Source organism: Kribbella turkmenica, assembly GCF_004348725.1.
In the GTDB taxonomy this organism is placed as follows: Bacteria; Actinomycetota; Actinomycetes; order Propionibacteriales; family Kribbellaceae; genus Kribbella; species Kribbella turkmenica.
The window spans coordinates 13,248-35,328 of the sequence record NZ_SMKR01000017.1 but is presented as its reverse complement, the minus strand read 5'-3'; the positions used below and the strand labels follow the sequence as shown (position 1 = coordinate 35,328).

The following is a 22,081-nucleotide window of genomic DNA, read 5'->3' as shown; positions in this document are numbered from 1 at the left end:
GCGGTCGCGCGAGGCGAAGGGAAGAACTTCGGGTAGTTTTCTCGGATGAGACGGTTGATCTTCCAGGAGTACGTGACACTCGACGGGTACGCCGCCGACTCCGACGGCGGCCTCGACTTCTCCGGCACGATCGCCGAGCAGGCGGACGTGGACAACCTGGCCCTGCTCGAGACCGTCGACACGATGCTGCTCGGGGCGGAGACGTACCGGCTGTTCGCGGCCGCCTGGCCGACGCAGGGGGCGGCCGACAACCCGATCGCGCCGAAGCTGAACGCGTTGCGCAAGGTGGTCGTGTCGCGGACGCTCGACAATGCGCCGTGGGGCGCGCACGAGTCGGCGCTGGTGGTCCGGGACGCGGTCGAGGACGTCCGTGAGCTCAAGCGCGAGCAGGGCAAGGACATCATCCTGTGGGGCAGCATCTCGCTGTTCCACACACTGCTGATCGCCGGGCTCGTCGACGAGGTTCAGCTCCGGGTCTGCCCGGTGCTGATCGGCGCCGGGAAGCCCGTGTTCCCCCACAGTGCCGAGACCCGGGTGCTGGAGCTGGTCGAGGCCAGACCGTGGGCGAACGGCGGCGCCCTGCTGCGCTACAAGTCGGTCAGCTGACCGCGTCGACGATCGCCGTCAGGATCGGCGCTGCGACGGTGACCGTCGGCAGGACGAGCAGTCCGACGGCGACGGCGTACGTCGCACCCGAGAGCAACGGGTAGCGCGGTTCGGGGTCGGCCAGGCGCTGGACCCGCAGAACCGTGGCCGACGTGGCCGCGGCGAGCCCGGCCGCTGGTGCGGGCGCTCCGGCAAGGGCTACGAGCGCTCGAGCCAGTGGACCAGGGCCGTTGCGGCGGCGGGCGTCGTCGTCCGCCAGCAGTTCCACCAGCGTGCGTGCCTGTTCCAGCGCCACCTCACTGCGCACCCAGCGCGGGAAGGCCTCGTGCAGTGCGGTGAACGCTTCCAGCACCAGGTCGTGGCGTGCCCGCAGGTGCGCCTGCTCATGCGCCAGTACGGCGTGCAGCTCGCTCTCGTCGAGCCTCTCGAGTGCTCCGACCGACACGACCACCCTCGAGCCACGCAACGCTGGCAGGCAGTAGGCGAGCGGCGTCTCCTCGGACAGCACCCGCAGACCGGGGATCAGACCGTCAGGCGTCGCCAGTACGTCGACCAGGTCGCGGTGCCGTTTGCGGCGGGCTCTGGTCCCAATCGCCACTCGTCCGGCCACCCAGAGGAGCTTCACCAGGACCAGTGCGGTCAGAGCAAGGATCGCCGCGGCCAGGAGATCGCGGATGGATGTCGGGTCGAAGCTGGGCTCGCCAGGCCGGCCGGCGGTCGAGTAGGACAGCGAGATGCCGGCGCCGAGAGCTGCCAGGATCGCGGCGATGGCGATCGCCTGCCAGAGCGCGACGGCGGCGCGGGGGATCCGGTAGGGCCACGACGAGCGCGCCAGGAGGGCAGGCGCCGGGCCGGTCAGCACCAGGGCCAGGGCGGCGAGCAGAACCGGGGTGATCACCCCGCCTTCTCCTCCAGCCGCGCGAGCGCCTCGCGCAGGAGGTCGGCTTCCTCGTCGCTGACCTGGCCGACGAAGCGGACCAGAGCCTCGCGGCGGTCGCCGGCGCGGTCGAGGGCGTCCCGCATGAGCTCGACCGCCAGGTCCTCGCGAGGTGCGGCCGCCCGGTAGCGCCAGGCCTTCCCGTCGCGCTCGCGCTCGGTCAGCTTCTTCTTCGCCAGCCGGTCCAGCACCGTCATCACGGTGGTGTAGGCGAGCTCGCGGGTGGCCGACAGACGCTCGTGCACCTCGCGGACCGTCAGCGCGCCCGGGGAGGCCCAGAGCTGCTCCATCACCAGTCGCTCCAGCTCCCCCAGGGGCCTCGGTGCCTTCTCGTCGCTCGCCACGTGACCAGTATAACTACACGTCGTAGTAGATCTGCGCTAGCATCTACTACGTAACGTCGTAGATGGCTCGGAAGGCGGGCGCGTGGAGACCCTGGATCTGGCCCGGTGGCAGTTCGCGATCACCACCGTGTACCACTTCTTCTTCGTCCCGGTGACGATCTCGCTGGTCGCGATCACCGCCGGGCTGCAGACCGCGTGGTACCGCACCGGCAAGGAGAAGTACCTGCGGCTGACCAAGTTCTACGGGAAGCTGTTCCTGATCAACATCGCGATGGGCGTCGTCACCGGCATCGTGCAGGAGTTCCAGTTCGGGATGAACTGGAGCGACTACTCGCGCTTCGTCGGCGACGTGTTCGGCGCCCCGCTGGCGCTCGAGGGACTGCTCGCGTTCTTCCTCGAGTCGACGTTCATCGGGTTGTGGATCTTCGGCTGGGACCGGCTGCCGAAGCTGGTCCACCTGGCCTGCATCTGGGTGGTCGTGCTCGGCACGCAGCTGTCGGCGTACTTCATCCTGGCGGCCAACTCCTGGATGCAGAACCCGGTCGGCTTCCGCTTCAACGCCGACCGCGGCCGCGCCGAGCTGACCGACCTGTGGGCGGTGCTGACCAACAAGGTCGTGCTGGTCACCTACCCGCACACGATCTTCGCCGCGTTCATGGTCGGCGGCGCGTTCGTCGCCGGCGTCGCGCTCTGGCACCTGGTACGGCGCCCCGGCGTGGACCGGGACGTGTTCCGGACCGCGCTGCGGATCGGCGCGGTGATCGTGATCGCGGCCGGCGCCGGGGTCGCGATCACCGGTGACCAGCAGGGCAAGGTGATGACCGAGGTGCAGCCGATGAAGATGGCCGCGGCCGAGGCACTGTACGAGACCGAGAAACCGGCCTCGTTCTCGGTGTTCACCGTCGGCACGCCGGACGGATCGCGGGAGATCTACTCGCTCAAGGTGCCGTACCTGCTGTCGTTCCTGGCGACCGGGCACTTCGACGGCGAGGTGCAGGGCATCAACTCCCTGCAGGACGCCTACGAACAGCTCTACGGCCCGGGCTCGTACAACCCGAACATCCCACTGACCTACTGGACCTTCCGGCTGATGATCGGGGTCGGGATGACGTCGGCGGCGCTCGCGCTGCTGGTGCTCTGGCTGACCCGGCGCGGGCGGGCGCCGGACCGGCGGCTGGTCTGGCTGGCGGCCCCGCTGCCGCTGCTGCCGCTGGCCGCGAACACCTTCGGCTGGATCTTCACCGAGACCGGCCGGCAGCCCTGGCTGGTCTTCGGACTGTTGCCGACGGCATCAGGTGTCTCCCCCGGGACGACCAGCGCCGAGGTGATCACGTCGCTCGCGGGGTTCACCCTGCTGTACGGCGTACTGGCCGTGGTCGAGCTGAAGCTGATGTTCCGGACGATCCGGAGCGGCCTGGCCGGCACCGACCCGGAGTCCGGGCCGGACGACGAGCCGGACGACACCACCGACCGCAAGCCGCTGTCGTTCGCCTACTGAGAAAGCAGGGGAGATGGAACTCACGACGGTCTGGTTCGTCGCCATCGCGGCGCTGTGGACCGGGTACTTCGTCCTCGAGGGGTTCGACTTCGGCGTCGGCATGCTGCTGCGGGTGCTCGGCCGGACCGAGCCCGAGCGGCGGGCGGTGATCACCACGATCGGCCCGGTCTGGGACGGCAACGAGGTGTGGCTGATCGTGGCCGGCGGGGCCACGTTCGCGGCCTTCCCGGAGTGGTACGCGACGCTGTTCAGCGGGCTCTATCTGCCGCTGTTCGCGATCCTGGTGTCGCTGATCCTGCGCGGGGTCGCGCTGGAGTACCGCGGCAAGCGCGACGAGCCGGGGTGGAAGGACCGGATGGACGCGATGATCGCGATCGGATCGGTCGTGCCGGCGTTCCTGTGGGGCCTGACGTTCGCGAACCTGCTCCGCGGCCTTCCGCTGGACGCGTCCCACGAGTACGTCGGCACCCTTGGCGACCTGTTCAGCCCGTTCGCCGTGCTCGGGGCTGTCGCCTTCACCATGGTCTTCGTGGCCCACGGCGCGATCTTCCTCGCGCTGCGGACGACAGACGACCTCCGTGACCGCGCCAACCTGCTGGCGTCGCGGGCGGGCCGGGCTGCCGCCGTCCTGGTGGTCGCGTTCCTCGCGTGGGCTCAGGCCATCCGCGGCGACACCGCCTCGGTGACGGCCGCCGTTGCCGCGGTGGCCGCGTTCGCCGGTGGGCTGCTGGCCAACCGCGTCCGCCGCGAGGGTTGGGCTTTCGCCGGTACGGCGCTCGCGGTGGCGCTGGCGGTGACCTCGCTGTTCGCCGCGATGTTCCCGGCGGTCATGCCGTCGACACTCGATCCCGGATCGACCCTGACGACGGTCGAGGCCGCGTCGACGCCGTACACGTTGAAGGTCCTGACGATCATCGGCGCGATCTTCCTGCCGCTGGTGATGCTGTATCAGGGCTGGACGTACTGGGTGTTCCGCAAGCGCGTCACCGTCGAGCCGGTCGCGGTCGCATGAAGCCACTCGACCCACGGCTGCTCCGGCGAGCGCGGGCCGCCCGGGTCTTTCTGGCCGCGTCCGTCGTGATCGGGGTCGGCACCGGACTGCTGATCATCGCGCAGGCAGTCCTGCTGGCGCGTGGCGTCGCGGGGGTCGTCCTGCACGGTGAGCCGATCGTGAGTGTCGCCTGGGCGCTCGGCGCGGTCGTGGTGGCGCGAGCCCTACTGATGTGGGCGCAGGAAGTCGTGGCACAGCGTGCGGCAGCTGCAGTGAAGTCGACTCTGCGCCGGCAGGTACTGGAGCACTCATTGAAACTCGGACCGGTCTGGCTGAGCGGAGAGCGCAGCAGTGCGCTCACCACCCTGCTGACCAGGGGATTGGACGACCTCGACCCGTACTTCGCCCGCTACCTCCCGCAATTGGTGCTCGCGGCAACCGTCCCGGCGGGCGTGATTGCCTGGATGGCGACCGGTGACCTGATCGCCGCCGGGACGGTGGCGATCACGCTGCCGCTGATCCCGATCTTCATGGTGCTCATCGGCTGGGCGACCCAGGCGCACAGCCGACGGCGCCGGCGCGCACTGTCCGTCCTTGCCCACCACTTCGCCGACGTGGTCGCCGGACTACCCACGCTCAAACTGTTCGGCCGCGCCAAGGCTCAGGAAGCCGCCGTACGGCGGGTGACCGACAAGCACCGGTCCGCGTCGATGAGCAGTCTGCGGCTGGCGTTCCTGTCCTCGTTCGCCTTGGAGCTGCTGGCCAGCATCTCGGTGGCGCTCGTCGCAGTCGGCGTCGGCCTCCGCCTGGTCGAGGGACGACTCGGGCTCGAGACCGCCCTGATGGTGCTGATCCTCGCGCCCGAGGCCTACCTCCCGCTGCGACAGGTGGGGATGCACTTCCACGCGAGCGCCGATGGCGTGGCCGCGAGTGAAGAGGTGTTCCGCGTGCTGGAGACACCACTGCCTGCGAGCGGCGACCGCACCGACGTTCCCGACCTGCGCACGACCGCCCTCCAGTTGTACGACGTGACAGTGCGATACCCGGGTCGCGACGAGCCCGCCCTGGACGGGTTCGACCTCGACGTCCGGCCTGGTGAGGTGATCGCACTCACCGGGCCGAGTGGAGTCGGCAAGTCCACCGTGCTCGCCGTACTGCTGGGGTTCGTCCAGCCGGAACGCGGTGTGGTCGTGGCCGGCGGGAGTGCGGCGGACGAGTTCGAGCCGACCGTGTGGCGGCGGCAGTTCGCCTGGGTGCCGCAGCGGCCCGGCCTGCGGATGGGCACGGTCGCGGACAACGTGCGGCTCGGCCGCCCGGATGCGTCGGACGACGCCGTACGGCTCGCACTGATCGGAGCCGGTGCTGGTGAGCTCGGGCTCGACAAGCCGGTGGGGGAGCAGGGCCAACTGTTGTCCGGCGGGCAACAGCGCCGGGTGGCGCTGGCACGGGCACTGATCACGGACGCGCCGGTCCTCCTGCTGGACGAGCCGACCGCGGGCCTGGACGCGGACGCTGAAGCCGCTGTGGTCGCCGGACTGCGGGCCGGCGGCCGGACGGTCCTGATGGTCGCGCATCGGCCGGCGCTGATCGCGGCTGCCGACCGAACAGTCGAGGTAGGCACACGAGAACTGGTGAACGCATGAACGCGAGCACAGCCGAACTCTGGCACCTGGTGAGACCCGAGCGACGGATCTGGTGGCGGCTGTTTCTGGCGCTGCTGACCGGCGTGCTCGCCGCGGGCTCGGCAGTGGCGTTGCTGGCGACGTCGGCCTGGCTGATCACCGCCGCGGCCGCTCAGCCTCCGGTGCTGCTGCTCCTGGTGCCGATCGTGGCAGTACGGGCGTTCGGCGTCGGTCGGGGCGTGTTCCGGTACGCCGAGCGGCTTGTCGGCCACGACGCGGCGTACAGGGTGCTGGGGGAGACGAGGGCACGCATCACCGGGCGGTTGGAGAAGCTGGCGCCGCCGGGTGGGCTGAGCTCACGACGCAAGGGTGATCTGCTCGCGCGGCTCGTGCTCGACGTCGACGCAGTACTCGACCTGTGGTTGCGTGTCCTGCTGCCGATCGCAGCCGCGGCCGTGACCGCCACGGCGACGGTCGCTCTCCTCGCAGTGCTGCTGCCCGAAGCGGGCGCCGCCGTTGCGCTGGCAGTCCTCGTCGCCTGCACTGCCGTTCCATGGCTGATGGCTCAGACGGCCGCTCGTGCCGAGCGGAAGATCGCCGGCTCACGTGGTGAGGTGGCGGCCGCCGCCACCGAAGCACTGCTCACCGCGGGCGATGTGGTGGCCTTCAATGCGGTTGACGACATACTCAGTTCCTTCGACGCCAGCGACGCGAAACTGGCCAACTCGGAACGACGCTCGGCCTGGAGTGCGGGACTCGGGAGTGCGTTGCTGATCCTCTGCGTCGGCGGTGCGAGCGTGGCCGGGCTGGTCCTGGGAAGTACGGCGGACATTACCGGCGCGGTGTTCGCCGTACTCGTGCTGACGCCGCTTGCGCTGGCCGACGTGCTCGGTGGCATCCCGGCCGCTGCCCAGCTCGCCATCCGGGTGCGGGCCTCACTCGGTCGCGTGCAGGAGTTGCTGGACAGCCCGGAGCCCGTGACCGAGCCCGCCAAGCCGCTGCCGCTTCCGGACGGTCGTGACCTCGAAGTCAAGCTTTTGCGCGTCGGGTACGGCGCGGACGACGTACTCGATGGGTTGAGCCTGGACATGCCGGCCGGGAGCCGGGTGGTGATCACCGGGCCGAGTGGATCGGGCAAGAGCACGCTGGCCGCCGTACTGCTGCGGTTCCTGGAGCCGCGCGCGGGTGAGGTCCGGATGGACGGTGTGGATCTCGCCGAGCTCGACGGCGACCAGGTGCGGTCGGTCGTCGGGCTGCTGACCCAGGAGAGCCACGTGTTCGACACGAGCATCCGGGAGAACCTGCTGCTCGCCAAGCCGGGCGCGAGCGACCTGAAGCTCTGGAAGGCGCTCTACCGCGCGAGGCTCGGCGTGTTCGTCGAGAAGCTGCCGGACGGGCTCGACACGATGGTCGGCGAGCACGGTGCCCGGCTGTCGGGCGGTGAGCGCCAGCGGCTCGCGCTCGCCCGGTTGCTGCTGGCCGATCGCGACGTACTCGTGCTGGACGAGCCGACCGAGCACCTGGACGAGGAGACCGGCCGTGCGCTGCTGGCGGACCTCTTCGCCGCGGCCGGCGACCGGACCGTGGTACTGCTCACCCACCGGCCGGAGCTGGTCCCCGATCACGTACCGCGACAGCTGGTGCGCCTGACGTGACGGATGCGAGGAGCGGGCTGGGTGTCTGTCAAGATGGGGAACCGTGTTGACTTCCCAGCTCGTCGCTCAGCTCGCCGACTCCGTTCTGATCGTCGTCATCGTCGCCGCCGTGGTTCTGGTCGCCGGTACGGCCGGACTGGTGGTGACGCGGCGCCGCAAGGCCGAAGTGTCCGCACCCACCCCGCCGGCGCCGCTCGACACCGCCGAGCCGAAGGTCGGCGAGGACGCGGAAGAACCGCGCGACACGCCGACTCGGACGCTCGAGGACACCGAGCTCCCGGAGGAGCCGGTCGCGACGATAGAGAAGCCGGAGTCGGCGCAGGGCCGCATGGTCCGGCTGCGCGCCCGGCTGGCCCGGTCGCAGGGCTCGCTGGGCAAGGGACTGCTCGCCCTGCTGTCGCGCGACAAGGTGGACGAGGAAGCGTGGGAGGACATCGAGACCACACTGATCACGGCCGACGTCGGCGTCACGCCGACGCAGGAGCTGGTCGAGCGGCTGCGGACCCGGATCCGGGTCGAGGGCGTCGGCGGCGAGCAAGCCCGGCAGATCCTCCGCGAGGAACTGATCGAGCTGGTCAACCCGGCGCTGGACCGTTCGCTCAAGGTGAGCCGCAAGGAGGCGCAGCCGGCCGTCGTGCTGGTCGTCGGCGTGAACGGCACCGGCAAGACCACCACCGTGGGCAAGCTGGCACGGGTGCTGGTCGCCGAGGACAAGCACGTCGTCCTGGGCGCGGCGGACACCTTCCGGGCGGCGGCCGCGGACCAGTTGCAGACCTGGGGCGAGCGGGTCGGTGTCCGGACCGTGCGCGGGGCCGAGGGCGGCGACCCGGCCAGCATCGCGTTCGACTCGGTCAAGCAGGGCATCGAGGAGGAGGCCGACGTCGTCATCGTCGACACCGCCGGCCGGCTGCACACCAAGACCGGCCTGATGGACGAGCTCGGCAAGGTCAAGCGGGTGATCGAGAAGTCCGCCGAGGTGGACGAGGTGCTGCTCGTCATCGACGCGACCACCGGTCAGAACGGCCTCACCCAGGCCCGCGTGTTCGCCGAGGTCATCGACGTCACCGGCCTGGTGCTGACCAAGCTCGACGGTACGGCGAAGGGCGGCATCGTGATCGCGGTGCAGCGCGAGCTCGGCGTCCCGGTCAAGCTGGTCGGTCTCGGCGAGGGCCCGGACGACCTGGCGCCGTTCGACCCCGAGCAGTTCGTCGACGCGCTGCTGGACTGAGATCTCGTTTCATCCCCGCGGAATCTGGTACCCAGGGAGGATGAAACGACCGAGGATCGTCATCGTCGGGGCCGGGTTCGCGGGGTACCACGCGGCCAGGACACTGTGCCGGCTGGCGCGCGGGCGGGCCGACATCGTCGTGATCAATCCGACGGACTACTTCCTGTACGTGCCGTTGCTGCCGGAGGTGGCCGCCGGGATTCTCGAGCCGCGGCGGCTCACCGTCTCCCTGGCCGACACGCTGCCGGACGTCCGCCTGGTGCTCGGCGAGGTGGACGGGCTCGACCTGGAGCACCGCAAGGTCCGGTACGCCGACCCCGTCGACCGGCGCGAGGAGATCCGGTACGACCGGCTCATCATCGCTGCTGGCAGTGTGAACAAGCTGCTGCCGATCCCCGGCGTCACGGAGTACGCGCACGGCTTCCGGGGCATCCCCGAGGCCGTGTTCCTCCGCGACCACCTGACCCAGCAGATCGAGCTGGCCGACGCCAGCGACAACCCGGCCGAACGGAACGCGCTCTGCACGTTCGTGGTCGTCGGAGCGGGCTACACCGGGACGGAGGTGGCCGCCCACGGGGTGCTCTACACCGAACTGCTGAGGAAGCGCCGGCCGCGGCTGCGGCATCAGCGGATGCGCTGGCTGCTGCTGGACGTCGCCGACCGGGTGCTGCCCGAGCTGGACGAGCGGCTGTCGCGGACGGCGGACAAGGTCCTGCGTGAGCGCGGTGTCGAGGTGCTGATGGGTACGTCGGTCGAGGAGGCCATGCACGACGGCGTACGGCTCACCGACAAGTCGTTCGTGCCGACACACTCGCTGGTCTGGTGCGTCGGCGTCCGGCCGGACCCTATGGTCGACGGACTGGGACTCAAGACGGAGAAGGGTCGTCTGCTCGTCGACGAGTACCTGAACGTGCCCGACCACCCGGAGGTGTTCGCCTGCGGCGACGCGGCCGCGGTGCCGGACCTGACCACGCCGGGCGAGGTCACCCCGATGACCGCCCAGCATGCCGAGCGTCAGGGCAAGCGAGCCGCCAAGAACGTCGCGGCCGGCTTCGGGACCGGTGAACGGCAGCCGTACGTGCACCACGACCTCGGGTTCGTGGTGGACCTCGGCGGCACCCAGGCGGCCGCCAACCCGCTGCACATCCCGCTCGCCGGGCTGCCCGCGAAGGCGGTGACGCGCGGCTACCATCTGCTCTCGATGCCGGGCAACCGGATCCGGACCGCGACGGACTGGCTGTACGACGCCGTACTGCGACGCCAGACCACTCAGCTCGGGGTCATCCCGGCCGCCGACGTGCCGCTGGAGACCGCCAGCCCGGAGCGGACCAGGAAACACTGAGCGGAATGTCGAAAACCGCGTGCCGGTCTCGTCCCGTGGGTGACACGAGCCCGAGGATGGGCAGCGAGGAGGAGATGACATGACGAGGTTCTTGCTGCTGGTGAACATGGACGGCGGAAACGTCGACACCCCGATGCTGGAGTGGGACGAGCCGGACATGAAGGCGCACATGCAGTACCTGACCGACCACCTGGACCGGCTGCGCGCGAGCGGCGAGCTCGTCGAGGCCCAGGCGCTGACGTGGCCGTCGCACGCCAAGGTGGTCCGTGCGGCCGGGGTGAACGCGCCGGTGGTGACCGACGGTCCGTACGCCGAGTCCAAGGAGATCCTGGCCGGCTACCAGATGGTCGACGTCGAGTCGGAGGAGCGGGCGCTGGAGATCGCGGCGGAGCTGTCCGCGGCGCCCGGCCCGGGCGGCGTGCCGGTCGAGCAGCCGATCGAGGTCCGCCGCGTGATGGACTCCGACGCCGATCTCTACGACGTCGGGGACCTCCGGCGCGGCGACCCGGCGATGTGACCAGCCAGTCGATCGAGGACCTGCTGCGTGAGCTCACGCCGCAGGTCCTCGGTGCGGTGGTCCGGTGGTCCGGTGACTTCGCCGCGGCCGAGGACGCCGTCCAGGAGGCGCTGCTGGCGGCGGCCACCACGTGGCCGCGCGACGGTACACCGGACAAGCCGAAGGCGTGGCTGATCCAGACCGCCTCGCGGCGGCTGATCGACGAGGTCCGGCAGGAGCAGGCCCGGCGCCGGCGCGAGGAGCGGGCCGCCCTGCGCGACGTCCCGCCGGAGGACGTCGAGGAGCATGACGACACCCTGCGGCTGCTGTTCCTGTGCTGCCACCCCACGTTGACGCCGGCGTCCGCGATCGCGTTGACGCTGCGCGCCGTCGGCGGCCTGACCACCGCCGAGATCGGGCGCGCCTACTTGGTGCCTGAGGCAACGATGGCGCAACGGATCAGCCGGGCGAAGCAGAAACTCAAGGGCGCGGCCTTCGAACTGGACGCCGGCGAGGAGCGGTTGCGCAACGTCCTGCACGTGCTCTACCTGATGTTCAACGAGGGCTACACGACCAGCAGCGGTCCGGAACTGCAGCGCAGCGACCTGTCCGGCGAGGCGATCCGGCTGACCCGCGCCGTCCGTGCCCTGCTGCCCGAGAACGGCCAGGTGGCCGGACTGCTCGCGTTGATGCTGCTCAGTGACGCGCGTCGGGCCGCACGCACCGGAAGCGCCGGTGAGCTGATCCCACTGGCGGAGCAGGACCGCTCACTGTGGAACAAGGACTACATCACTGAGGGCGTCGCGCTGGCGGTCGAAGCGTTCGCTACGCCGCCGCTGGGCGAGTACCAGCTGCAGGCCGCGATCGCCGCGCTGCACGACGAGGTCGACCGCCCGGAAGACACGGACTGGCCGCAGATCCTCGCCCTGTACGGACTGCTGGAGACCCTCTCCGGCAACCCGATGGTGAAACTCAACCGAGCCATCGCGGCCGCCATGGTTCGGGGCCCTGGCGCCGGACTCGAGCTGCTGGAGCCGTTGGACGAGGAGCTCGCCGGCCACTACCGCCTGGACGCAGTTCGCGGACACCTGTACGAGATGCGCGGCGACTTCGGGACCGCCGCGCACCACTTCCGTGAGGCGGCCCGCCGGACGACGTCCAAGCCGGAACGCGACTACCTGTCCGCGAAGGCGGCCGCGGTCAGGTCGGCCGGCGATGCCAACGACCGCGGGTGAACAACGCGCCGCTGACAGCAGCTTCCGCACCCGCCGAAAACCGAGCCCGCGAAGGCTACCGGGTGCGGGCGCGTACATGCATCCGTTCGCCCTGCGGCCCGTACAGGCACAACATCTCGGCCGGACCGGGCCCCGGGTTGCCGAACCAGTGCGGGACCCGGGTGTCGAACTCCGCCGCCTCGCCTTCGGCCAGCACGAAGTCCTTGTCGCCGAGCACCAGCCGGATCCGTCCGGACAGCACGTAGAACCAGTCGTAGCCCTCGTGGGTCTTCTGCTCCACGTCGCCGCCCGGCCAGCCCGCCGGCACGACCTGCTTGAACGCCTGCAGCCCGCCCGGCCGCCGGGACAGCGGGATGTGCACCACGCCGTGGTGCTTGATCGGTTTGGCGTGGATCCGCGGATCGCCGGTCGGGGGAGCGTCCACCAGTTCGTCCAGCTGCACCTGGTGCGCACGGGCGAGCGGCAGCAGCAGCTCCAGGGTCGGCCGGCGCTGCCCGGACTCCAGGCGGGACAGAGTGCTCACCGATATTCCGGTGGACTCGGACAGCTGGGCCAGTGTCGTCCGCCGCTCGGCCCGCAGCTTCCGCAGCCGCGGCCCGACCGCCTCGAGAACGTCGTCGAAGGTCTCCATCTTGCCATTATGGCAAACAATGTTGTCGAAAACGAAAAACATCGCGGATCATCGAGTCACCGAGAGAGGAGTCCGAGAGATGAAGACCTATGACGTGATAGTGATCGGCGGAGGAGCCGCCGGGCTGAGTGGTGCACTGGCGCTGGTGCGGTCGCGCCGGTCGGTGCTGGTCGTCGACGACGGCACGCCGCGCAACGCCCCGGCCGAGGGAGTGCACAACGTCCTCACCCGCGACGGCATCCCACCGGCCGAGCTGTACGCGATCGGCCGCGAGGAGGTCGCCGGGTATGGCGGTGAGTTCGTCACCGGCACCGTGACCACGGCCCGCCGGGACGAGCTGTTCACCGTCGAGCTTGCCGACGGTACGGCGTACCAGGGCCGGCGGCTGCTGGTGACGACCGGGCTGACGGACGTGCTGCCCGACGTCCAGGGGCTGGCGGAGCGGTGGGGTCGGGACGTCGTGCACTGCCCGTACTGCCACGGGTGGGAGGTGCGTGACCAGGCGATCGGCGTCCTGGCCACCACTGGGATGGCGACGTTCCAGGCGCTGCTGTTCCGGCAGTTGAGTGACGACGTCACCCTCTTCCTGCACACTGCGCCGGAGCCGACCGACGAGCAGTGGGAGCAGCTCGCCGCCCGCGGAATCGCTGTCGTGCAGGGGAAAGTCGAGCAGCTCGAGGTGGAGGGCGACCAGCTGACCGGTGTCCGGTTGGAGGGTGGCCGGATCATCCCGAGCCAGGCTCTGGCGGTGCAGACCAGCCTGCGCGCGCGGGCCGCCTTCCTGGCCGACCTGGGCCTCGAGATCGTCGAGCAGGAGAACAACGGCATGGTGGTGGGCGCGATCGTCGCGGCCGATGCGCAGGGGGCGACCGCCGTCCCGGGAGTCTTCGTCGCCGGCAACGTGACCGACGCCCGCGCGACCGTGATGCCCGCCGCGGCCGGTGGACTGATGGCGGCCGGCGGTGTCAACGCGGACCTGATCGCGGAAGAGACGCGACTGGCGGTGGCCGCGCGCAGTCGTTGAGGAGTTGAATAGAGGCGGGAGGGTGGATGGAGAAATCGGTCGACCCGGACTTCGCCTCGTATGTCGACGCGCGGCAGGGCAGATGGCTCCGTACGGCGTACCTCGTGTACGGCGACCTGGAGCGGGCTGAGGAAGCACTGCTGCACGCCTTCACCCGGCTGTCGCTGCACTGGACCAAGGTGGACGACCCGGATGCGTTCGTCCAGCGGGTGCTCTACCAGCCGGCCCTGGTGCGGTGGAACCGGGTGAGGGCGTTTCCGGACGAGGACGACCCGGTCAAGCTCGCACTGGCCGAGCTGACCGGGGCCCAGCGAGCGGTGTTCGTGCTGCTGCACCTCGAGGAGCTGACCGAGTTCGAGGTGGCCGATGTACTCAATATGTCCCACACCACCGTGCACGGACACGGCCTCGCCGCCTTCAGCCGCTTCCGTGCGGCGCTCGGCGCCGGCGACTGGCGTGACGCCGGCGATCCGCGATGAGGCGCGAGGACATCCGGCCGCTGCTCTACCAGGCGGCCGACCGGCTCCCCGAACCCGACCTGGCCGACACCGCCTGGGCCGGCGGGCTGGAGACCCGGCGCCGCCAGCGCCGCAACGTGGTGATCGGCTTGCTGGCCGCGCTGGCCCTCGCTGTGGTGCTGGCGATCGGCGCGGGGGTGAGTGGCAGCAGGAACGCCGAACTGGTGCCGCCGCCGACCACCCCGAGTCTCCCGCCGGGCCACGTCCCGCCCGAGGGCCAGATCGCCGGGATCGACTACTGGCTCGCCCCGCCGGCCGGCAGCGAGCGGTTCCTCGACCGGGTCTACACGCCACTCGGCGATCGCCTGGGCGCGCCGGACGACGTTGATTCGTTGACCGAGCACCCGATCGAGAACCCGGCTGCCCTGATGCTGGAGGAACGCAACGGCCGGTACGACGCGCTCCTGCTCGGCGGCGACTCGACCTGGGCGCGTGCGGACCTGCAACTGGCGCCGATCAGCAGCGGGTCGCCCCTGAGCTCGGGCGCCGTCTCGCCTGACGGGCGCACCGCGGCGTTCCCGCAACCGGGCGAGCTGGTCACGCTCGACGTGGTGACCGCCGAGGTCTCCCGCTACCCGTTGCCGACGCGCGACCTCCGCAGCGTGGCCTGGACGCCGGATGCGCAGCAGGTGCTGGTGAGCGGGCCGGGTAAGGCCTACCGCGTGCACGTGCGCGGAGGCGACGGCGAACAGTCCGTGGTCGCCATCCCGCCGTCCGCGAACCCCGCCTCGATCACGGCGCCGTTCCGGATCGAGCGCGACGCCGTACTCCGGTACCGCGGCAACGGTGAGTGGGCGGTGGACAGCGAACTGGACCTGCCGGTGCGGACCTGGGTGGGCCAGACCTTCTCGACGTACACGATGACGGCCCGTCTGTTCGTCTCGGACGACCTCCAGCAGGTGCCCACCAAGGCCTCGCAGCCCCAGGTGGTCGCGGCCATCTCCACCCTGCGCGCACTTCCCAGCAGTCTGCTGGTCCTGGGGGAGGCCGATCGGAGCACTCCGGCCATGGACCCGCAGGACGTCCGTCAGCCCGGCTGCTGCGCCGTACTGGGCTGGTACGACGACTACAAGCCGGTGATTCAGGTTCGGGGCTGGCTGCTCGCCTGGGACGTCCGGTCCGGCCGGGTGCAACGCGTCACCGAGCTAGCCGTGGACGGAGTTGCTCTCGGCCCCGGGATCCGGCCCTGAGCCGTCGTCCATGACGCAGCGCATCGTGAACATGAGCAGCCGGTCGGCGTCCTCAGGAGTCGGCATGTCCTCACCGGTGAGCGCCCGGATGACGAACACCCCGGCCAGCCACTGCACCACCAGCGTCGTGTCCACGTTGCTCCGGACCGGTTCCCCCCGGGCCCGCGCCCGGGCCAGCGCGGCCTCGGTCAGCTGGATCCGCCGTTCCAGGAAGGCCCGGTAGATCGTGGCCGACCGCTCGTCGCGGGTCGCCTCGGACACTGCCAGCCGGATCAGGGCCAGCCCTTCCTTGCTGTTCACGAACTTCAGGGCGTCGTAGTAGACCTGGCGCAGGTCGCCCGCGATCGAGCCGGTGTCGGCATCGGGGATCTCGATGTCGAACAGGTCGGCCAGGGCGTCGTTGGCCAGTTGCTCCTTGCTCGCCCAGCGGCGGTAGATCGTCGCCTTGCCGACCCCGGCGGCCTCGGCGACGTCGTCCACCGTCATTCCGTCGAACCCGCGCTCCAGCAGCAGCTGCACGGCGTACCGGCGGATCCTCGGTTCCGCGTCCGGGTCCCGTGGCCTGCCGCGGCGCGGCCTCACCCCGTGATTGGTCCCCATGTGGTGTTTCCCCAGCTCGGACGGGTGCAGTGGCGCGGCTGCGAACCCGTGTGGTCCAGGCCAGAGTGCCACAACTTCGCCGATGTCACCTCGATGTCACCTGAACGCCCTCTTTGTCACATGCCTGAAACAAACGGACCGATCGGCTGAAACCCCGCGCCGACACCGTGTGCGGTGTGGCCAGGCGCGGGCTCTCCGCCGTTGTGGAGCTCACCCCGCCGAAAGGGCGCCGGCCACCACCGGATCGATGGAAGGGATGACGTTGATGGAGATCAACGCCGGCGATACCGCCTGGGTCTTGGTAAGCGCCGCCCTGGTGATGCTGATGACACCGGGCCTGGCTTTCTTCTACGGCGGCATGGTGCGCGTCAAGAGCGTGCTGAACATGATGATGATGAGCGCCATCACCATCGCCGTCGTCACTGTGTTGTGGGTGCTGGTCGGTTACTCGCTGACGTTCGGCGGTGACAGCGGGCACGTGATCGGCAACTTCTCCGAGGTCGGCCTGTCCGGCCTGATCGCGCCCGAGGCGGTCAGCGGGACGATCCCGACGCTCGCCTTCGTCGCCTTCCAGCTGATGTTCGCGATCATCACGCCGGCGCTGATCTCGGGCGCGATCGCCGACCGGGCGACGTTCCGCGGCTGGATCGCGTTCGTGGTCGGCTGGACCCTGCTGGTGTACTTCCCGGTCGCGCACTCGGTCTGGTTCCTCGACGACGGCAACGGCGGCTGGATCGGCGACAAGCTGGGCGCGATCGACTTCGCCGGTGGTACGGCGGTGCATGTGAACGCCGGTGCCGCCGCGCTCGCGCTGGCGATCGTGCTGGGCAAGCGGATCGGCTGGCGCAAGGACCCGATGCGGCCGCACAGCCTGCCGCTGGTCGTCCTCGGCGCCGCGCTGCTGTGGTTCGGCTGGTTCGGCTTCAACGCGGGCTCCGCGCTGAGCGCCGGCACCACCGCCGCGGTCACCTTCGTCAACACCCAGGTCGCGACCGCCGCCGCCGTCATCGGCTGGCTGATCGTGGAGCGGATCCGGCACGGCAAGGCCACCACGCTGGGCATGGCGTCCGGTGCGGTCGCCGGTCTGGTCGCGATCACCCCGGCCTGTGGCGCCCTCACCCCGGTCGGCTCGCTGATCCTGGGTGTCGTCGCCGGTGGGATCTGCGCCTTCGCGGTCTCGCTGAAGTACAAGCTCGGCTTCGACGACTCGCTCGACGTGGTCGGCGTCCACCTGGTCGGCGGTCTGGTCGGCTCGCTGGCCATCGGCTTCCTCGGTACGGCGGCCGCCCCGTCGGCCGTGGACGGCCTGTTCTACGGTGGTGGCGCGTCGCAGCTGGGCAAGCAGGCCCTGGCCAACGTCGTGGTCGCGCTGTACTCCTTCGCGGTCGCCTTCCTGCTGGGCAAGGTCATCGACAAGACCATCGGCTTCCGGCTGAAGGAGGACGACGAGGTCACCGGTGTCGACCAGGTCGAGCATGCGGAGACGGCGTACGACTTCCTCGGCGCTTCCGGCCTGCGGGGCCACAGCCCCCTCGCCCGGCCGCAGGCCGCGGCCGAGGTCGACAATGAGACCACCGAGGCTTCGAAGGAAGGTGCCAACGCATGAAGCTGATCACCGCGGTGGTCAAGCCGCACAAGCTGGAGGACGTCCGGGCCGCGCTGGAGACGTTCGGCGTCACCGGCATGACGGTGACCGAGGCGAGCGGCTACGGCCGGCAGAAGGGCCACACCGAGGTCTACCGCGGCGCCGAGTACGAGGTGGACCTGGTACCGAAGGTCCGGGTCGAGGTGGTCGTGGAGGACGGCGACAGCGCCGACGTGACCGACGTGATCGTCAAGGCCGCGCAGACCGGCAAGATCGGCGACGGCAAGGTCTGGGTCACCCCGGTCGAGACGATCGTCCGCGTCCGCACCGGGGAACTGGACGGAGACGCCCTCTAGATGGTGGACCGGGCAGAGCAGCGGCGCGTTCGTGCCGAGGAGGCCGACGCGCTGCTGTACCTGCTCCTCTCGAAAGCCTGTGACGCCCTCGGTGTGCCCACCGAGGGCGTCGCGCTGGTCGCCGTCGGCGGCTACGGCCGGGAGGAGCTGTCGCCGTACAGCGACCTCGACGTGATGCTCGTGCACGCCGAGGGGTACCCACGGGTGGACGAGCTGGCCGCGCAGATCTGGTACCCGCTGTGGGACTCCCGGACGAAGCTGGACCACAGCGTCCGCACCGTCGCGGAGGCGCAGAAGGCGGCTGCCGGCGACCTCCGGGTCGCCCTCGGCCTGCTGGACGCACGGCACGTCGCCGGCGACTCCCACCTCACCCTGCAGCTCCGGTCGGTACTGATGGCGGACTGGCGTCGTACGGCCCGTGCGCGGCTGCCTGGACTCGCGCAGGCCTGCAAAGACCGGGCCGCATCGGTCGGAGAGCTCGCACACCTCGCGGAACCTGACCTCAAGGAGGCGTACGGCGGCCTGCGCGACGCCGTCGTACTGCGTGCCTTGGTGGCGTCCTGGTTGATCGACGTACCGCATCCGGTGGTCGAGCGGGCTCGACTGGACCTGCTGGACATCCGGGACGAGCTGCACACAGTTTCTGGGCGGGCCACCGACCGGTTGGTGGCGGACGTGGCCGGAGAAGTCGCCGCGGGCCTCGGTCTGGACGGCCGGGACGAACTGCTGCGGCACGTCTACTCGACCGGACGGACGCTCGCGCACGTCTGCGACGTTTCCTGGCGGCGGATCGAGAGCCTGATGACCCGGCCACCGCGTTCCAGGCGTCGCCACCGGAGCGGGGGACCGCTGCTGTTGGCACTCGATGAGGGTGTCGGTCAGCACGAGGGCGAGGTCGTGCTGATGCCGGACGCGCGACCCGAACGGGACGCAGTACTGGGATTGCGTGCTGCTGCGGTTGCTGCGGACCGGGAGCTCGTGTTGTCCCCTGCTGTCTGCGGACGGCTGGCCAAGCGTGCCCTGGAGTTGCCGGAACCCTGGCCGGGTGAGGCCCGGCGGCTGCTGTGCGCGCTGCTTGGCGCGGGCAACGGTCTGCTCGAGGTGTGGGAGGCGCTGGACCAGGCCGGCTACATCTCGCGGATCCTGCCGGAGTGGGACACGGTGCGGTTCCGGCCGCCGCAGTCGGCGATCCACCGGTTCACCGTCGATCGGCATTTGCTGGAGACCTGTGTCGAGGCGTCCACGATGGTCCGCGACGTCCGGCGGCCCGATCTGCTGCTGGTCTCCGCACTGCTGCACGATCTCGGCAAGGCGGTCGACGGCGACCACAGCGTCACCGGAGCGGTGATCGCGGCGAGAGTGGCTCACCGGCTCGGCTTCGCTTCGGCGGATGCCGACACGATCGCCTTGCTGGTGCGGCAGCATCTGATGCTCGCGCAGGTCGCCACCCGGCGGGACCTGGACGACCCGATGACGGTCGAACTGGTGGCCGGGATCGTCCACGACACCGAGACGCTGGACCTGCTGGAGGCCCTGACCTATGCCGACGCGCGTGCGGCCGGGCCCGCGGCCTCCTCGCCGTGGCGGATGCGGCTGGTCGGGGAGTTGTGCCGCCGTGTGCGCAGTGAGCTGGCCGGGGGAGGGGAGAGCATGTGGAGCGAGGCTCCGCCGATTCCCGTTCCGGCGCTGCACCAGGTCGTCGGGGTCGGGCGGTTGGGCGTGACCGTGTCCGAGCATCACGGTGACGTGCGCGTCAACGTCGCCGTACCCGATCAGGTGGGCACGCTGTCCACGGTTGCGGCCGTGCTGGCCGTTGAGCGGCTCGCCGTACGGTCCGCCGTGATCACGTCGGTCGAGGGGCTGGGCATCTCGCAGTGGACCGTGGCCGGATCGGCTCCGGACCCAGTGCGGTTGCGGGACCGGCTGGCGGTTGCCCTGCGCGACGACACCGATCTGGTACGGCGCTTGACTGCTCGTGACTCGTCAGCAGCGAAGGCACGGTTCGCGAGCCGGGTGGATCTGTTGCTTGGCGCATCAGAGACCGCCACGGTGCTGCAGGTGCGAGCGCACGACCGTCCAGGCCTGCTGTACGACGTCACGTCGGCCATCGCGTCGACCGGCGCCGACATCCGGTCAGCCCACGTCAGCACGCTGGGAGCGGAGTGTGTGGACGTGTTCTACCTGACTGACAGCCACGGTTCACCGCTGGACGACGAGGACGCGCGCACGACGGCAAAGACGGTCCTGGATCGCTTGACCTTCTAGTGTCGGCCTAGTCTCGGCACCGTGCATGTCGTAGAGACTCTCCAGCGTCAGGCGGTCGCCTGCGAGGACCTCGGGTCGGCGATGTACGCCGAGCTGTGCCGGCTTCTCGTGGACGACTACGAGGTCGGCGGCGTGTCCACCGGCGTACTGGCCGGCTACGAGGACCGTTCGTTCGGTGATGCGATCGCTCTGCGGTTGTTGGGCTCTGTGCACCGGTTGGTGCTGGCAGGACAGGCACCGGAGCTGGCCGCGTTCTACCCGAGCGTGGGTGGGTCGTGGGACCCGGTGCTCGGGTGGGAGGCGTTCGAGCAGGTGCTGCAGTCCCGGCAGGCCGAGCTGAGGTCGTTGCTGACGCAGCCGCCGCAGACGAACGAAGTCGGCCGGGCAGCCGCGCTGTACGGCGGCATGCTCCAACTGGTCGCCGCAATGCCGCTGCCCGTGCGGCTGTTCGAGATCGGGGCGAGCGGTGGGCTGAACCTCCGGCCGGACCACTTCCGCTACAAGGCTGCTGACGGGACCGTGTTCGGCCGGGCAGACAGCCCGGTGGTGTTCGACGACGCGTGGTCCGGGCAGGCGCTGAAGCCGGTGTCGCTGCGGATCGCCGAGCGGGTGGGCAGCGACATCGCGCCGGTGGACCCGTTGTCCGAGGAAGGCGCGCGGACCCTGACGTCGTACGTGTGGCCGGACATGCCGGCGCGGCTGGCCCGGTTGCGCGGGGCGCTCGACGTCGCGCGTCAGGTGCCGGCCGACGTACGACGGGAGGACGCGGTCTCGTTCGTGCGTGGGCTGGAGCTCTCGGCCGGGCACGTGACCGTCGTCTGGCACTCGATCATGTGGCAGTACCTCACCCGCGACGACCGGGCCGCGGTGGACGAACGCCTGGCCGAGCTCGGCGCCCGGGCGGACGACAGCTCCCCACTGGCCCGGCTGCGACTCGAACCGCTGCGCCGGACGCCCGACGGTCCCTCCGACTTCCTGGTCGAGCTCCAGGTCTGGCCGACCGGCCGGCGCCGCATCCTCGGACGTGCCGAACCCCACGGGCAGGATCTCGTCTGGGAGCCCTCGGCCTAGCTCAGCGCCGCGACCAGGGTGTCGGTGAGCTCGGCGGCGTACCGGCCGTCGGGGTCCAGGTCGGGGTCGAAGATGCCGACGTCGAGGCCCACGCAGGTGGGTGCCGCGAGCAACGGTCGCAGCAGTTCGGCCAGGTGGGTGTGGCTGATGCCGCCCGGGTCCGGGCTGTCGACCGCCGGCATGATCGCCGCGTCCAGGATGTCGACGTCCAGGTGCACCCAGAACCCGTCGAGGTCCGTCAGGTGCTCGAGGACGCCGCTCGCGGCCTCCCCCGGGTCCTCGGCGATCCGGAGCGCCGGCCAGACCGGGATCCCGGCGGCCTTCACGTCGTCGACGTACTCGTCGTCCTCCCGGATGCCGAGCAGGGCCGCGTTCTCGACGTACGGGCCCCGCTGCTCGAGGTCGGTGAGGTCCGCCTGTCCGCGCCCGGTGATCAACGCGAGCGCCTCGCCGCCGGCGGCCCCGACGTGCGGCGAGTTGTCGGCCGTCCGGAAGTCCGAGTGCCCGTCGAGGTAGACCACGCCGTACCGTCCACGACGCTTCAACGCCAGCGCCGGCCCGAGCACATTGCTGCACTCACCCCCGAGCAGCACCACGAACCGCCCGTCGTCGAGCAGTCTCGTCAACCGATCGGCCAGCTTCACCGTGTACGCCGCCATCGCGGCGGCGTTGAACACGCCGTCGCCGGGCTTCCACCCCGCCCGGTCGTACCGCGGTGGCGTCACACACCCCGCGTCCTCGGCCCCGATCCGCCGCAGGAACCCCTGGTCCCGCACCGCCCCCGCCAGCTTGTAACACCCCGGTACGCTTTCCGCCACCGGCGGCCGCAACCCCAGGTTCGAAGGCCCGTCCACCACGACCCGCCGCTGCGCCACAGCCAACCCCTA

The 22,081-nt window shown here is 70.4% G+C and carries 21 protein-coding genes; 16 read left to right on the top strand and 5 right to left on the bottom strand.

The window, feature by feature from the left end; genetic code table 11:
- Window positions 1-45 precede the first annotated feature (45 nt).
- Window positions 46-606 carry a dihydrofolate reductase family protein gene (locus E1218_RS06100; RefSeq protein WP_132317126.1) on the top strand — a complete coding sequence of 187 codons (561 nt, stop codon included), beginning with the start codon at window positions 46-48 and terminating at the stop codon, window positions 604-606.
- Here E1218_RS06100 and E1218_RS06095 read toward each other — a convergent pair.
- Together E1218_RS06095 and E1218_RS06090 are read right to left on the bottom strand one after the other, a co-directional pair.
- Window positions 599-1,504 carry a M56 family metallopeptidase gene (locus tag E1218_RS06095; protein WP_132317124.1) on the bottom strand — a complete coding sequence of 302 codons (906 nt, stop codon included), beginning with the start codon at window positions 1,502-1,504 and terminating at the stop codon, window positions 599-601. The genes E1218_RS06100 and E1218_RS06095 overlap by 8 nt on opposite strands.
- A complete protein-coding gene (locus tag E1218_RS06090) occupies window positions 1,501-1,887 on the bottom strand; it encodes a BlaI/MecI/CopY family transcriptional regulator (RefSeq protein ID WP_132317122.1) in 387 nt (128 codons plus the stop codon). Before E1218_RS06090 ends, E1218_RS06095 begins: the two co-directional genes overlap by 4 nt.
- Before the next feature lie 82 nt (window positions 1,888-1,969).
- Here E1218_RS06090 and E1218_RS06085 point away from each other — a divergent pair, with 82 nt between their 5' ends.
- The 8 genes from E1218_RS06085 to E1218_RS06050 all read left to right on the top strand — a co-directional run bounded on the left by E1218_RS06085 (window position 1,970) and on the right by E1218_RS06050 (window position 11,954).
- The gene (locus E1218_RS06085; RefSeq protein ID WP_132317120.1) at window positions 1,970-3,385 is read left to right on the top strand and encodes a cytochrome ubiquinol oxidase subunit I; all 1,416 of its coding nucleotides are present in this window, start codon (window positions 1,970-1,972) and stop codon (window positions 3,383-3,385) included.
- A gap of 13 nt (window positions 3,386-3,398) precedes the next feature.
- Entirely contained in the window at window positions 3,399-4,397 is a 999-nt protein-coding gene (gene cydB / locus E1218_RS06080; protein WP_132317118.1) for a cytochrome d ubiquinol oxidase subunit II, read from the top strand.
- On the top strand, window positions 4,394-6,019 hold the full coding sequence (gene cydD / locus E1218_RS06075; RefSeq protein ID WP_132317116.1) for a thiol reductant ABC exporter subunit CydD: 1,626 nt from the start codon (window positions 4,394-4,396) through the stop codon (window positions 6,017-6,019). The genes cydB and cydD overlap by 4 nt, the downstream gene beginning before the upstream one ends.
- The gene (gene cydC, locus E1218_RS06070; RefSeq protein ID WP_132317114.1) at window positions 6,016-7,653 is read left to right on the top strand and encodes a thiol reductant ABC exporter subunit CydC; all 1,638 of its coding nucleotides are present in this window, start codon (window positions 6,016-6,018) and stop codon (window positions 7,651-7,653) included. Before cydD ends, cydC begins: the two co-directional genes overlap by 4 nt.
- Before the next feature lie 43 nt (window positions 7,654-7,696).
- Window positions 7,697-8,881 (top strand): signal recognition particle-docking protein FtsY, encoded by a 1,185-nt coding sequence (gene ftsY, locus E1218_RS06065; protein ID WP_132317112.1) that lies wholly within the window; start codon window positions 7,697-7,699, stop codon window positions 8,879-8,881.
- A 40-nt stretch (window positions 8,882-8,921) separates the two neighbouring features.
- A complete protein-coding gene (locus E1218_RS06060; RefSeq protein ID WP_132317110.1) occupies window positions 8,922-10,223 on the top strand; it encodes an NAD(P)/FAD-dependent oxidoreductase in 1,302 nt (433 codons plus the stop codon).
- Between the two features lie 79 nt (window positions 10,224-10,302).
- A complete protein-coding gene (locus E1218_RS06055; protein ID WP_132317108.1) occupies window positions 10,303-10,740 on the top strand; it encodes a YciI family protein in 438 nt (145 codons plus the stop codon).
- The gene (locus E1218_RS06050; protein ID WP_132317106.1) at window positions 10,737-11,954 is read left to right on the top strand and encodes an RNA polymerase sigma factor; all 1,218 of its coding nucleotides are present in this window, start codon (window positions 10,737-10,739) and stop codon (window positions 11,952-11,954) included. Before E1218_RS06055 ends, E1218_RS06050 begins: the two co-directional genes overlap by 4 nt.
- Before the next feature lie 55 nt (window positions 11,955-12,009).
- On the opposite strand, the gene E1218_RS06045 is transcribed toward E1218_RS06050, so the two are convergent.
- Window positions 12,010-12,585 carry a helix-turn-helix domain-containing protein gene (locus tag E1218_RS06045; protein WP_132317104.1) on the bottom strand — a complete coding sequence of 192 codons (576 nt, stop codon included), beginning with the start codon at window positions 12,583-12,585 and terminating at the stop codon, window positions 12,010-12,012.
- Window positions 12,586-12,664: 79 nt separating this feature from the next.
- Between E1218_RS06045 and E1218_RS06040 the strand changes: the two genes are divergently transcribed.
- From E1218_RS06040 to E1218_RS06030, 3 genes are read left to right on the top strand one after another with little or no spacing between them, the layout of a single operon-like run.
- Window positions 12,665-13,609 carry an NAD(P)/FAD-dependent oxidoreductase gene (locus tag E1218_RS06040; protein WP_132317102.1) on the top strand — a complete coding sequence of 315 codons (945 nt, stop codon included), beginning with the start codon at window positions 12,665-12,667 and terminating at the stop codon, window positions 13,607-13,609.
- Window positions 13,610-13,635: 26 nt separating this feature from the next.
- Window positions 13,636-14,088: an RNA polymerase sigma factor gene (locus tag E1218_RS06035; RefSeq protein WP_132317100.1), complete on the top strand. Its 453-nt coding sequence runs from the start codon at window positions 13,636-13,638 to the stop codon at window positions 14,086-14,088.
- Window positions 14,085-15,317 carry a hypothetical protein gene (locus E1218_RS06030; protein ID WP_132317098.1) on the top strand — a complete coding sequence of 411 codons (1,233 nt, stop codon included), beginning with the start codon at window positions 14,085-14,087 and terminating at the stop codon, window positions 15,315-15,317. The genes E1218_RS06035 and E1218_RS06030 overlap by 4 nt, the downstream gene beginning before the upstream one ends.
- On the opposite strand, the gene E1218_RS06025 is transcribed toward E1218_RS06030, so the two are convergent.
- Window positions 15,273-15,917, bottom strand: a complete 645-nt coding sequence (locus E1218_RS06025) for a TetR/AcrR family transcriptional regulator (RefSeq protein WP_132317096.1) — start codon at window positions 15,915-15,917, stop codon at window positions 15,273-15,275. The two genes, E1218_RS06030 and E1218_RS06025, sit on opposite strands and share 45 nt — an antisense overlap.
- A 256-nt stretch (window positions 15,918-16,173) precedes the next feature.
- Between E1218_RS06025 and E1218_RS06020 the strand changes: the two genes are divergently transcribed.
- From E1218_RS06020 to E1218_RS06005, 4 genes are read left to right on the top strand one after another with little or no spacing between them, the layout of a single operon-like run.
- Window positions 16,174-17,523 (top strand): ammonium transporter, encoded by a 1,350-nt coding sequence (locus E1218_RS06020; protein ID WP_132317170.1) that lies wholly within the window; start codon window positions 16,174-16,176, stop codon window positions 17,521-17,523.
- Window positions 17,520-17,858, top strand: coding sequence for a P-II family nitrogen regulator (locus E1218_RS06015; RefSeq protein ID WP_132317094.1), 339 nt, complete (start codon window positions 17,520-17,522; stop codon window positions 17,856-17,858). Before E1218_RS06020 ends, E1218_RS06015 begins: the two co-directional genes overlap by 4 nt.
- Window positions 17,859-20,123 carry a [protein-PII] uridylyltransferase gene (locus E1218_RS06010; protein ID WP_132317092.1) on the top strand — a complete coding sequence of 755 codons (2,265 nt, stop codon included), beginning with the start codon at window positions 17,859-17,861 and terminating at the stop codon, window positions 20,121-20,123.
- A gap of 21 nt (window positions 20,124-20,144) precedes the next feature.
- Window positions 20,145-21,194: a DUF2332 domain-containing protein gene (locus tag E1218_RS06005; RefSeq protein ID WP_132317090.1), complete on the top strand. Its 1,050-nt coding sequence runs from the start codon at window positions 20,145-20,147 to the stop codon at window positions 21,192-21,194.
- Here the strand turns inward: E1218_RS06005 and E1218_RS06000 are convergent.
- Complete coding sequence (locus tag E1218_RS06000) at window positions 21,191-22,012, bottom strand: arginase family protein (protein WP_233712036.1); 822 nt, start codon at window positions 22,010-22,012, stop codon at window positions 21,191-21,193. The genes E1218_RS06005 and E1218_RS06000 overlap by 4 nt on opposite strands.
- Window positions 22,013-22,081: the final 69 nt, after the last annotated feature.

What these genes read in the sequence shown, in the direction of transcription:
- E1218_RS06100 (WP_132317126.1), top strand. Translation starts at nt 46, where the DNA reads ATGAGACGGTTGATCTTCCAGGAGTACGTGACACTCGACGGGTACGCC.
- cydB (WP_132317118.1), top strand. Translation starts at nt 3,399, where the DNA reads ATGGAACTCACGACGGTCTGGTTCGTCGCCATCGCGGCGCTGTGGACC.
- cydD (WP_132317116.1), top strand. Translation starts at nt 4,394, where the DNA reads ATGAAGCCACTCGACCCACGGCTGCTCCGGCGAGCGCGGGCCGCCCGG.
- cydC (WP_132317114.1), top strand. Translation starts at nt 6,016, where the DNA reads ATGAACGCGAGCACAGCCGAACTCTGGCACCTGGTGAGACCCGAGCGA.
- E1218_RS06060 (WP_132317110.1), top strand. Translation starts at nt 8,922, where the DNA reads ATGAAACGACCGAGGATCGTCATCGTCGGGGCCGGGTTCGCGGGGTAC.
- E1218_RS06055 (WP_132317108.1), top strand. Translation starts at nt 10,303, where the DNA reads ATGACGAGGTTCTTGCTGCTGGTGAACATGGACGGCGGAAACGTCGAC.
- E1218_RS06045 (WP_132317104.1), bottom strand. Translation starts at nt 12,585, where the DNA reads ATGGAGACCTTCGACGACGTTCTCGAGGCGGTCGGGCCGCGGCTGCGG.
- E1218_RS06040 (WP_132317102.1), top strand. Translation starts at nt 12,665, where the DNA reads ATGAAGACCTATGACGTGATAGTGATCGGCGGAGGAGCCGCCGGGCTG.
- E1218_RS06035 (WP_132317100.1), top strand. Translation starts at nt 13,636, where the DNA reads ATGGAGAAATCGGTCGACCCGGACTTCGCCTCGTATGTCGACGCGCGG.
- E1218_RS06030 (WP_132317098.1), top strand. Translation starts at nt 14,085, where the DNA reads ATGAGGCGCGAGGACATCCGGCCGCTGCTCTACCAGGCGGCCGACCGG.
- E1218_RS06025 (WP_132317096.1), bottom strand. Translation starts at nt 15,917, where the DNA reads ATGGGGACCAATCACGGGGTGAGGCCGCGCCGCGGCAGGCCACGGGAC.
- E1218_RS06020 (WP_132317170.1), top strand. Translation starts at nt 16,174, where the DNA reads ATGACGTTGATGGAGATCAACGCCGGCGATACCGCCTGGGTCTTGGTA.
- E1218_RS06015 (WP_132317094.1), top strand. Translation starts at nt 17,520, where the DNA reads ATGAAGCTGATCACCGCGGTGGTCAAGCCGCACAAGCTGGAGGACGTC.
- E1218_RS06010 (WP_132317092.1), top strand. Translation starts at nt 17,859, where the DNA reads ATGGTGGACCGGGCAGAGCAGCGGCGCGTTCGTGCCGAGGAGGCCGAC.